We start from the raw sequence: 11367 nt of genomic DNA on the forward strand, positions 1-11367 counted from the left end.
GCCAGCCTATTCGCCTCTGGTGGGAGGTGCCGTGACGCCGGCGGCGGAGCGGCGTGGTCGCCCTGGACGACGCCGCCCGCCATACTTTGCGGATGGATGACGTCAACGCCTGGCTCCTCACCTGGGGCGACAACCTGTGGACCTGGGTCGTGCTGCCGGTGGTGGTGCTGCTCGGGCTGTACTTCACGCTCCGCTCAGGGGTGGTGCAGTTCCGCCTCATCCCCGAGATGTTCCGCACTCTCACCGACCGCACGCCCCGCACCGAGAGCGGCGCGCCGCAGTCGGTGTCGGCCTTCCAGGCGTTCACCATCTCCGCCGCCTCGCGCGTGGGAGTGGGCAACATCGCCGGCGTCGGCACCGCGATCGCGGTCGGCGGACCGGGCGCGGTCTTCTGGATGTGGCTCATGGCGTTCGTGGGCGGCGCGTCGAGCTTCATCGAATCGTCGCTCGCGCAGCTGTTCAAAGTGCGCGATAAGGACGGGTTCCGCGGCGGACCCGCGTACTACATGGAGCGGGGCCTGAAGGCGCGGTGGCTCGGGATCTGGTTCGCCGTCATCCTCATCGTCTGCTTCCCGTTCGCGTTCAGCTCCCTGCAGGCCAACACCATCTCGGCCACGGTCGTCGCCACGATCGGCGACGGCTCGCCCGGATGGCTCCCCTGGCTCATCGGCGGCGCGATCGCCGTGCTCACCGGACTGGTGGTGTTCGGGGGCGTCCGCCGCATCGCCTCGGTGACGCAGCTGCTGGTGCCCATCATGGCGCTGGCGTACCTGCTCCTCGGCCTGATCGTCGTGGCGGTGAACATCGAGCGGGTGCCGGAGGTGTTCGCGCAGATCTTCACCCAGGCCTTCGGGTTCAACGAGGTCGTCGGCGCCGCGTTCGGGTACATCGTGCTGACGGGGGTCAAGCGCGGCATGTTCTCCAACGAGGCGGGCCTGGGTTCGGCGCCCAACGCCGGGGCGAGCGCGGCGGTGACGCACCCCGTCAAGCAGGGCCTCGTCCAGACCCTGGGCGTCTACTTCGACACCTTTCTGGTGTGCTCGATCACGGCGTTCATCATCCTCGTCTCGGTGCCCGACCTGGCCGGCGCTCAGCGCGGCATCGACCTGACGCAGGGAGCACTGGTGTCCACGCTCGGTGGCTGGTCGAGCGTGGCGTTGAGCGTGATCATCTTCCTGCTGGCGTTCTCGTCGATCCTCGGCAATTACTACTACGGCGAATCGAACATCGAGTTCATCAACCCGGCACCCTGGCTCCTCACCGTCTACCGCGCCCTGGTCGTGGTCGCCGTCCTCGTCGGATCGGTCGTCGGGGCGGATCTCGTCTGGAACCTCGCCGACGGCGTCATGGGCCTCATGGCTCTGACCAACCTCATCGCCATCGGTCTGCTGTCGGGCATCGCCTTCCGGCTGCTGAAGGACTACACCCAGCAACGACGCGAGGGGCGTGACCCGGTCTTCACCCGCGACCGACTCCCCGAGGTCACCGGCATCTCGGTGTGGGAGGACGAGCTCTCGGTGACGGGTCCCATCGACCTGCCGACCCGCGTGCGGCAGAGCCGGAAGCATCGCGACCACTTGCACGCACCCGCCGAGCGGTCGTGACGGCACGCGTGGCTACGCTGGAGTGATGGGGGCGGCGACCGAAGCACGGAGCGCGGCACGCGCCGTGGAGGACGCCGGGTGGTTCCGCGTTCTCGCGCGCTCGGGCTACGTCGCGAACGGAGTGGTGCACCTGATCCTCGGGGTGCTGACCCTGGCGATCGCCCTGGGCTCGGACGGAGCCAGTGACCAGACGGTGGTCTTCAAGGCGATCGCCGCGGCGCCACTGGGTTTCGCGGCCCTGTGGGCGCTGGCGGTGGGACTGTCCGCACTGGGCCTCTGGCAGCTCGTGCAGAGCGTGCTGATGCGGCGGCGGGGCGACGAGATGCGCCTTGCCGTCTGGGGCCGGCGCCTCGGAGCGGTGGGACAGGCTGTGATCTTCCTCGCGCTGGGACTCATCTCCGCCGCCGTGGCGCTCGGCGCCCGCCCCGACGCCGAGGAGACCACCGAAGACCTCAGTTCCGTGCTTCTGGCCATCTGGGGCGGCGCCGCGGTGCTCGGGCTCACCGGCCTCGGAGTGGGGATCGGCGGCGTCGCGTTCATCGTCATGGGCGTGCGACGAAGCTTCGAGAACCGGATGACGCTGCCGGGCGGCCGGCTCGGCACGACCATCCGATTCCTCGGGGTCGTGGGGTTCCTCGCCAAGGGCATCGCGCTGACGATCGTCGGGATCCTGCTGCTCACCGCCACGGTGACCGCCGATGCAGACGTCGCGGGAGGTCTCGACGGCGCCGTGCAGGCGCTATTCCGCCTCGCCCTCGGTCCGTTCCTCGTGGCGGCGGTGGGGGTCGGGCTGCTCTGCTACGGCGTGTTCTGCATGTTCCGGGCGCGGTACGCGCGACTCACCTGGCGGTGAGCCGCGCGATCGCTGCCTCGACGTCCATGACCTCACGCTCGCCGGTCGCACGATCCCACAGCTCGACATTGCCGGCCCCGGCGTCGCGTCCCGCGATGACGATGCGCGGCACGCCGACGAGTTCGGCATCGGCGAACTTCACACCGGGAGAGACCTTCGGCCGGTCGTCGTAGAGCACGTCGCGACCCGAGGCCTCCAGGCGCGCGGCGATGTCCTCCGCGAGAGCGTAGGCCGCGGCATCCTTCCCGGTCGCCACCACGTGCACGTCGAAGGGAGACACCGACGCCGGCCAGATCAGACCCTTGTCGTCGTTGTTCAGCTCGGCGAGGATCGCGAGGATCCGCGTGACGCCGATCCCGTACGAGCCCATCGTGACGGTCACGAGCTTGCCATTCTCATCGAGCACCTTCAGCCCGAGGGTCTCGGCGAAGAACCGGCCGAGCTGGAAGACGTGGCCGATCTCCATGCCCCGTGCCAGAGACACCGGGCCCGACCCGTCGGGGGCCGGGTCACCGGCGCGCACCGAGGCGACATCCACCACGCCGTCTCCGACGAAATCGCGACCAGCGACGAGAGAGTGCACGTGCTTCTCGTGGATGTTGGCTCCTGTGATCCAGCTGGTGCCGTCCACGACGCGGGGGTCCAGCAGGTAGCGGATGCCGCTGGCCGACCCCTCACCCAGGATCGGCCCGGTCTCGGACCACGGTCCGATGTACCCGCGGACGAGCTGCGGGTTCCGCTCGAAGTCGGCGTCGGTGGCGGCCTCGACTTCTGCGGGCGCGAAAGCGACCTCGGCGCGCTTGTCATCGATGTCCCGGTCGCCGGGAACACCCACGACCACGACTTCGCGTGTGCCGTCGAGGTGGGTGAGGGCGAGCACAACGTTCTTGAGCGTGTGCGCCGCCGTCCAGCGGGTGGCGTCGTCGGTCGCCGGCCCCGCGATACCCGGGGCGGGCGCGTTGAGATGGGCGTTGGCGTGATCGACGAGGGTCTGAATGGTCGCGGTTTCGGGTGAGTCGAAGATCACCGGCGCGGGAAGACCGTCGATCGCGAGCGCGGCCGGCGCGATCGTCTGGAACGCCTCGACGTTGGCGGCGTACCCGCCCTCCGAACGGACGAAGGTGTCTTCGCCGACCGAGGTGGGGTGGAGGAACTCCTCGCTGCGGGCGCCACCCATCAGGCCGTTGTCGGCCTGCACGATGACGTACTCCAGGCCCAGGCGTTGGAAGATCCGCTCGTACGCGTCGCGCTGCGCCTGGTAGGAGACGTCGAGACCGGCGTCGGTGTAGTCGAACGAGTAGGCGTCCTTCATGGTGAACTCGCGTCCGCGGAGAAGTCCCGCGCGGGGCCGGGCCTCGTCGCGGTACTTGTCCTGGATCTGGTAGATCGCCAGCGGCAGATCCTTGTACGAGGAGTAGAGGTCCTTCACCAGCAGCGTGAAGAGCTCCTCGTGGGTGGGCGCGAGCAGGTAGTCGGCGTCCTTGCGGTCTTTCAGCCGGAAGATCCCGTCGCCGTAGGCCTCCCACCGACCGGACTCGCGGTAGGGATCGGCGGGCACGAGTGCGGGGAAGTGCACCTCGTAGGCCCCGATCGCCGACATCTCCTCGCGGATGATGTTCTCGATGCGGGCCTTGACTCGCAGCCCCAGCGGCAGCCAGGCGAAGATCCCGGGCGCCTGGCGCCGGATGTACCCGGCGCGGACGAGGAGGCGGTGACTGGTCACCTCGGCGTCGGCGGGGTCTTCGCGGAGCGTGCGGAGGAAGAAGTGCGAGAGACGGGTGACCACGAGCGACAAGTCTAGGGTGAGGCTCGAGAGTCACGGGTTCGGGCTGCAGCCGCCGCCACGGCGCCCCCACCCCGTTCATGCGCAATTTTGTGGCCTGACGCTGAGGGCGCGGATCCCCGTCGTCCCGGCCAGAGCGGTCATCTGTGGACCGATCGACGCTCGGCCCCGCTATGCAGGAAGCGACGGCTCGCATGCTGGAGCAAAGCATCGCACGCGAGAATGCAATATATTGCAACCACTTCCGTATCGCACGCACGAAAGGCGCACCGTGAAGCTGCACGAGTTCCCCCGGCATCCGCTCACCTTCGGACCGAGCCCGCTTCAGCCACTTCATCGGCTCTCGCAGCACCTCGGCGGGGCGCAGATCTGGGCCAAGCGCGAGGACGTCTCCAGCGGCCTGGCCTTCGGCGGCAACAAGATCCGCAAACTCGAGTACATCGTCCCCGACGTGCTGGCCTCGGGCGCCGACACGCTCGTCTCGATCGGCGGATACCAGTCCAATCACACCCGGCAGGTCGCCGCCGTCGCCGCGCACCTGGGGCTGAAGGCACGCCTGGTCCAGGAGAAGTGGGTGCCGTGGGATGACCCGGTGAACGACCGGGTCGGCAACATCCTCCTGTCCCGCATGATGGGCGCGGACTCGCGTCTGGACGACGCGGGGTTCGACATCGGCATCCGCGACTCGTGGAAGCAGGCGCTGGCCGAGGTCGAGGCCGCCGGTGGCATCCCCTATCCGATCCCGGCGGGCGCGTCCGAGCATCGACTCGGCGGGCTCGGTTTCGCCAACTGGGCCTTCGAAGTCGCCGAGCAGGAGAGGGCGCTCGGGGTGTTCTTCGACACGATCATCGTCTGCACGGTCACGGGATCCACCCACGCGGGGATGATCGCCGGATTCGCGGCGCTGGAGGAGCTGACCGGCGTCCGCCGACGGGTCATCGGCATCGACGCCTCCGCGACGATCGAGAAGACGCGCGATCAGGTGGCGCGCATCGCCCGGAACACCGCAGGACTGATCGAACTCGGCCGCGACCTGCGCGACGACGAGATCCAGGTGCTCGAGGGGTGGGCCGGCGACCTGTACGGCATCCCGGTCGACTCGACGATGGAGGCCATGGCTCTCGGGGCCCAGCTCGAGGCGATGATCACCGACCCGGTCTACGAGGGGAAGTCCCTCGCGGGCCTCATCGATCTGGTGAAGGGCGGCGACATCCCCGCGTCATCCACCGTTCTGTACGCCCACCTCGGCGGCCAGCCGGCGATCAACGCCTATCACGCGCTCTGGCCCTGAGCTCGCCCGACTGATCCGCCCGCCGCGTTCTCCGAGCTCGGGATGCCGCGGCACCGCCGCGCACCCCGCCGGCGTCAGCTCGTGACGACCTGCGCGGTCCCGAGCGGGGCGTCGGGGCCCATCTCGTCGGCGATGCGGTTGGCCTCCTCGATGAGGGTGGCCACGATCTCGGACTCGGGGACGGTCTTGATGACCTGGCCCTTCACGAAGATCTGTCCCTTGCCGTTGCCGGAGGCGACGCCGAGGTCGGCCTCGCGCGCCTCGCCGGGGCCGTTGACGACGCAGCCCATCACCGCGACCCGCAGGGGCACGGTCATGTCCTTCAGTCCCTCGGTGACGTTGTCGGCGAGGGAGTAGACGTCGACCTGTGCCCGGCCGCAGGACGGGCACGAGACGATCTCGAGCTTGCGCTCGCGGAGGTTCAGCGACTGCAGGATCTGGTGGCCGACCTTGACCTCCTCGGCCGGGGGCGCAGAGAGCGAGACGCGGATCGTGTCGCCGATCCCCTCCCCCAGCAGGATGCCGAAGGCCGTCGCGCTCTTGATCGTTCCCTGGAAAGCGGGGCCGGCCTCGGTGACGCCGAGGTGCAGCGGCCAGTCCCCGCGCTCGGCGAGCAGACGGTAGGCCTTGACCATGACGACCGGGTCGTTGTGCTTGACCGAGATCTTGAAGTCGTGGAAGTCGTGCTCCTCGAACAGCGACGCCTCCCACACAGCACTCTCCATGAGCGCCTCGGGGGTGGCCTTCCCGTACTTCTCCAGCAGCCGCGGGTCGAGCGAGCCGGCGTTCACGCCGATCCGCAGCGACACTCCGGCGTCCTTGGCCGCCTTGGCGATGGCGCCCACCTGGTCGTCGAACTTGCGGATGTTGCCGGGGTTCACCCGCACGGCCCCGCACCCGGCGTCGATCGCCTGGAACACGTACTTCGGCTGGAAGTGGATGTCGGCGATGACCGGGATCTGGCTCTTCTTGGCGATGATGTGCAGCACATCGGCGTCGTCCTGGGACGGCACCGCCACGCGCACGATCTCGCAGCCGGATGCCGTCAGCTCGGCGATCTGCTGGAGGGTGGCGTTGATGTTCGTCGTCGGCGTCGTGGTCATGGACTGGACGCTGACGGGGGCATCGCCACCGACCAGCACCTTTCCGACGCGGATCTGCCGGGTCTTGCGGCGGGGGGCGAGGACCTCGGGCACACGAGGCATACCGATGTTCACAGCAGGCACGGATTCAGCCTACGCCGCGGGAGTGGACCAGGGTGGGAAGAGCCGCTCGTCCGCGGTGTCGGGATGCCGGTGTGGTAGGTTCGCGGCATGTTGGCGCACTGGTGGCTCACCGCGTAGGCGGTGATGTTCGCGCGACATCCGACCGCCTCCGGGCGGTCTTCTTCGTAGGGTGACCGCCCCCTGACGAAAGACTGAGATGACCGGCTTCCCCCACGACCTGTTCGCCGAGCTCGCCCAGGGCGCCCTTCCCTTCGCCCTCATCGCCCGCGACGCCGCGACCGTGGAGCTGCTGACCGGCGACGTCATCGACGTCGACCTCCTCGCCGACATTCCGCTGATAGACGTCTCGGGCACGCCGCGCGAGGTCCTCGCCCTCGTGCCCTTCCGCCAGGTCCGCGAGCGCGGCTTCGCGTGTCACGACGACGGCGCCCCGCTGCGGTGCCTCGTCGTCACCGGCCGCACCGTGATCTCTCGAGACGACGCGCTCGCCGAGCTGCCGAGCACGCCGGTCGCGCTGCAGGGCGCCGGCTTCGACATCGACGACGAGGCGTACGCCGACATCGTGCGGCGCGTGATCGCCGACGAGATCGGCCGCGGCGAGGGAGCGAACTTCGTCATCCGGCGCGACTTCACCGCCGCCGTCGACGCCGACCGGGTGACCGCCGCGCTGACCTGGTTCCGCGCCCTCCTCGAACACGAGCGCGGCGCTTACTGGACCTTCGCCGTGGTGACCCCCGGCCACGTCGCCGTCGGCGCGAGCCCCGAGGCCCACGTCAGCGCCCGCGACGGCGTGGTGACGATGAACCCCATCTCCGGGACGTTCCGCCACCCGGCGGGCGGCGCAACCGTCGAGACGCTCACCGAGTTCCTCCGTTCGACGAAGGAGACCGAGGAGCTCTTCATGGTCGTGGACGAGGAGCTGAAGATGATGAGCGCGGTGTGCTCCGACGGCGGGCGCATCACCGGCCCGCACTTGAAGGAGATGTCGCGCCTCACCCACACCGAGTACGTGCTGCGGGGACGCAGCCGCCTGGACCCCCGCGAGATCCTCCGCGAGACGATGTTCGCCCCGACCGTGACCGGATCTCCGATGCAGAACGCGTGCACGGTCATCACACGCCACGAGACCTCGCCCCGCGGCTACTACTCCGGGGTCGCCGCCCTGTTCACCCCGCGCACCGACGCGATCCTCGAGGGCGAGTCGACGCACGATCTCGACGCGCCGATCCTCATCCGCACGGCCTACCTCGCCGGCGGTCGCCTTCGCGTTCCCGTCGGCGCGACCCTGGTGCGCCACTCGGATCCGTATGGCGAGGTCGGCGAGACGCACGGGAAGGCTGCGGGAGTGCTGGGCGCCATCGGCGCGATTCCCCGCGACCGTCCGGCTCCGGTTGTCCTCCCGGTCTTGGCCGCGGGGGACGCCACCATCGACGAGGATGCTCCCGCCGCCGAGGTGCGCCCGCTCGGATCCGACCCCGGTATCGCGTCGCTGCTGTCGTCGCGCAACTCCCGCCTGGCCGCCTTCTGGCTGAACCCGCAGGCGGCCCCCGAAGGCGGGGGCCCTTTCGCCGGCCGCTCCGCGATCGTCGTCGACGCCGAGGATCGGTTCACCACGATGCTCGCTCATCAGCTGCGCCACCTCGGTCTCGACGTCGAGATCGTGCCGTGGGACCGCGTCTCGAACGAGCAGATCGACGCGGCCGAGCTGGTCGTATCCGGCCCCGGCCCGGGCGACCCTCGAGACCCGTCCGCGCCGCGGATGCGGCGCATGCGCGACGTCGTCGCCCGTCGGCGGTCCCAGGGCCGACCTCTGGTCGCGGTGTGCCTGAGCCACCAGATCCTCGCCGACGGCCTGGGCATCGATCTCGTCCCCCTTGATCAGCCCCACCAGGGGCTGCAGAAGACCGTCGAGGTCTTCGGCGAGGCGGCATCCATCGGCTTCTACAACACCTTCACCGCGCGCGTGCCCGCCGGAACCACCCGGGTGGGCGCCGACGCTGAGATCGAGGTGGCGGCGGACCCCGTCAGCGGTGACGTCTTCGCCCTCCGCGGGCCCGGCTTCGCGTCGATCCAGGGGCACCTGGAGTCGATCCTGTCCAGAGACGGGATGCTGACGCTCGAACGCCTGGTCGCCGCGGCACTCTCGCCGGTCACCGCCTGAGCACCGCCGGCCCGACGTACGGCGCCCGCTCAGCCGAGGAGCGAGATCGGGTTCAGGATATCGGCGAGGATCAGCGTGCCACCCATCACCAGCAGGGCGATGAAGACGACGAAGGTGACGGGGACGAGCTTGGTGGCGTCGACCGGCTTCGGGGGCGGGCGGCGGAACAGCTTCGCCCAGGCCCGCTTGATGCCGTCCCAGAGCGCCACGACGACGTGCCCGCCGTCCAGCGGCAGCAGGGGCAGGAGGTTGAAGGCGAACAGGGCGACGTTCAGCGATGCCAGGAGCGAGAGGAATCCGGCCACCCGGTTGAGGATCGGCGCCTCGGCAGCGGCGACCTCGCCGGCGAGCACGCCGACGCCGACGACGCTGAGTGGCCCGTTGGGGTCGCGCTCTTCGCCGGTGAACAGGGTCGTGGCCGTATCGAAGATGCGCACGGGCAACTGCCAGATCACCTGGGCGACGGCGCCGACGTTCTCGAACGCGAATTGCGGCCCTGCCCAGATCGGCTGCTGCACGTAGGTCGACGAGGGGGCGATGCCGGCGAAACCCACCTCTTCGGTGACGGGGTCTCCCGCGGCATCCGTCACGGGCCTTCCAGCCTCGTCGTCCACGTCGCGCTCGGCGGTCGTGGGCACGAGCTGGAGCGTGCGCTCCTCACCGTCGCGCTGCACCACCACCGAGAGGGTGTCGCCGGGAGACGAACGGATGATCTCGGACGCCTCGGCGAAGGTGGAGATCGTCGTGCCGTCGATCGAGACGATCTCATCGCCCGGCTGGAAGCCCGCCGCGGCGGCGGGGGCTGCGGGATCGGAGGGCTCGCACGCCGTGCGCTCCTCCGACGCCGGGATGACGCATTCGCTGATCGTCTGCACGGTGGTGGTCGAGGTCTGCACACCGATGCCCGAGAGCAGGATCGCGAACAGCACGATCGCGAACAGGAAGTTCATGATCGGTCCGCCGAGCATGACGACGATGCGCTTCCACACTGGCAGCTTGTAGAACACCCGGCTGTCGTCGTCGCCGTCGAGGGTCTCGTCGTTCGCCGCCCGGGCATCCTGGACCATCGTGGCGAAGAAGCCGCCTCCCGCGCGACCGCCGCGCTCCCCGCTCTTGGGCGAGGGCGGGTACATGCCCGCCATCGAGATGTAGCCGCCGAGCGGGATCGCCTTGACGCCGTACTCCGTCTCGCCGATGCGACGCGACCACAGCGTCGGCCCGAAGCCGATCATGTACTGGCCGACGCGCACCCCGAACCGTTTCGCCGGCCACAGGTGGCCGAGCTCATGGAGGGCGATGGAGACGGCCAGCCCGACGACCATCAGGGCGATGCCGATGACGAATGCAAGGACCTCCACGTCGTTCACGCTATACCCGGGTGCTTTGAGTCAGCCGAGGGTGTGCGGCAGGGCTCGGTCGAACGATCACGTCAGAAGGGTGCGACAGCGAGTCCGCCGTCGTCGGTGGGGACGAAGGCGACCCGTGAGGGTGGGTGGCTGTCGTAGGTCTTCCCGCCGGGGCTGGTGAATTTCAGGATGCCGCCGGGCAGCTGTTCCACGTGCCAGTTCGTGGCGTGCTTGAGGGTGTGGTGTCGGGCGCATTCGTTGCAGAGGTTGTCGTTGCAGCTGGGCCCACCCAGAGCGAAGTCCTTCGAGTGGTCGATATGGCAGAGCTTCGCCGGCCTTCGGCAGCCCGGTGTTCGGCAGGTGACATCCCGGGCGTTGAGGAACCGGGTCTGGGATGGATGCAAGGTGTATCTGTCCACCACGGTGACCACTCCGGTGATGGGGTCGGTCATCACCCGTTCCCAGATCTTCGCGGTCCCGGCCATCCGCCTTGCGGTCTCCGGGTCGACGGGGGTGACCCCGTTGAGTTCCGCCCCGGAGTTCGTCACTCCGGTGAGGGTGGTGATGGGGATGGTGATCTGCACCTCGGCGCGGATCGCCCCCAGCCCGCCCGCCCGCCCGTCGGTGGGGTCGATCACCGGGGAGCCGGCGAGAAGCATGTCCAGGGCCAGGTCGCACCGGATCTCATCCAACGACCGGTCATCAAACCACGGCTCGGCGTCCTCGCCGAGCGAGGGGCAGCTCTCACCGGTGCTGTTGCCTGTGCCGTTACCGCCACCGTCACCGTCACCGGTGCCGTCACTGTCACTGTCACTGTCACCGGTGCCGTCACTGCCACCGCTCCCGCCCGTCTTCTCCGCCTTGCCCTGCGCGGCGGCGTAGGTGCGCCGTTTCGCGCGGTCGACGTCCTTGACCGTGGTGCCCTGGCCCGTGAGCCGGTGGTAGGCGCCGTGGATGTAGACGTTCCCACCCACGATCGTCAACGCCGACAGGGTGTCATCCAGGTCGGTGACCCACACCCGCCGCTCCCGGATCGCCGTGTCATGCCGCTCCTGTATCGGCCGTGGGTCCAGCACGGCGGCGCGTTGGATGGCGTACTTCTT

7 protein-coding genes and 1 pseudogene are annotated in these 11367 nt (G+C 69.3%); 4 read left to right on the forward strand and 4 right to left on the reverse strand.

The window, feature by feature from the left end:
• Positions 1-92: 92 nt before the first annotated feature.
• Both HDC37_RS06515 and HDC37_RS06520 read left to right on the forward strand, forming a co-directional pair.
• A complete protein-coding gene (locus tag HDC37_RS06515) occupies positions 93-1604 on the forward strand; it encodes a sodium:alanine symporter family protein (protein ID WP_179559551.1) in 1512 nt (503 codons plus the stop codon).
• Positions 1605-1629: 25 nt separating this feature from the next.
• Entirely contained in the window at positions 1630-2457 is an 828-nt protein-coding gene (locus HDC37_RS06520) for a DUF1206 domain-containing protein (protein ID WP_179559552.1), read from the forward strand.
• Here the strand turns inward: HDC37_RS06520 and HDC37_RS06525 are convergent.
• Entirely contained in the window at positions 2444-4243 is a 1800-nt protein-coding gene (locus HDC37_RS06525; protein ID WP_179559553.1) for a proline--tRNA ligase, read from the reverse strand. The two genes, HDC37_RS06520 and HDC37_RS06525, sit on opposite strands and share 14 nt — an antisense overlap.
• 268 nt (positions 4244-4511) lie before the next feature.
• Between HDC37_RS06525 and HDC37_RS06530 the strand changes: the two genes are divergently transcribed.
• Positions 4512-5531 (forward strand): 1-aminocyclopropane-1-carboxylate deaminase, encoded by a 1020-nt coding sequence (locus HDC37_RS06530; RefSeq protein WP_179559554.1) that lies wholly within the window; start codon positions 4512-4514, stop codon positions 5529-5531.
• Between the two features lie 74 nt (positions 5532-5605).
• Here HDC37_RS06530 and ispG read toward each other — a convergent pair whose 3' ends face one another.
• Positions 5606-6757 carry a flavodoxin-dependent (E)-4-hydroxy-3-methylbut-2-enyl-diphosphate synthase gene (gene ispG, locus HDC37_RS06535; protein WP_179559555.1) on the reverse strand — a complete coding sequence of 384 codons (1152 nt, stop codon included), beginning with the start codon at positions 6755-6757 and terminating at the stop codon, positions 5606-5608.
• Positions 6758-6953: 196 nt separating this feature from the next.
• Between ispG and HDC37_RS06540 the strand changes: the two genes are divergently transcribed.
• Entirely contained in the window at positions 6954-8918 is a 1965-nt protein-coding gene (locus tag HDC37_RS06540) for an anthranilate synthase family protein (protein WP_179559556.1), read from the forward strand.
• Between the two features lie 29 nt (positions 8919-8947).
• On the opposite strand, the gene HDC37_RS06545 is transcribed toward HDC37_RS06540, so the two are convergent.
• Positions 8948-10276, reverse strand: a complete 1329-nt coding sequence (locus HDC37_RS06545; RefSeq protein WP_179559557.1) for an RIP metalloprotease — start codon at positions 10274-10276, stop codon at positions 8948-8950.
• A 71-nt stretch (positions 10277-10347) separates the two neighbouring features.
• A pseudogene (locus HDC37_RS06550) lies at positions 10348-11367 on the reverse strand (hypothetical protein); the annotation flags it as partial.

It is taken from the genome of Microbacterium sp. AK009, assembly GCF_013410955.1.
GTDB lineage: Bacteria > Actinomycetota > Actinomycetes > Actinomycetales > Microbacteriaceae > Microbacterium.

Coding starts and splice junctions, on each gene's coding strand:
- HDC37_RS06520 (WP_179559552.1), top strand. CDS start 1,630: ATGGGGGCGGCGACCGAAGCACGGAGCGCGGCACGCGCCGTGGAGGAC.
- HDC37_RS06515 (WP_179559551.1), top strand. CDS start 93: ATGGATGACGTCAACGCCTGGCTCCTCACCTGGGGCGACAACCTGTGG.
- HDC37_RS06540 (WP_179559556.1), top strand. CDS start 6,954: ATGACCGGCTTCCCCCACGACCTGTTCGCCGAGCTCGCCCAGGGCGCC.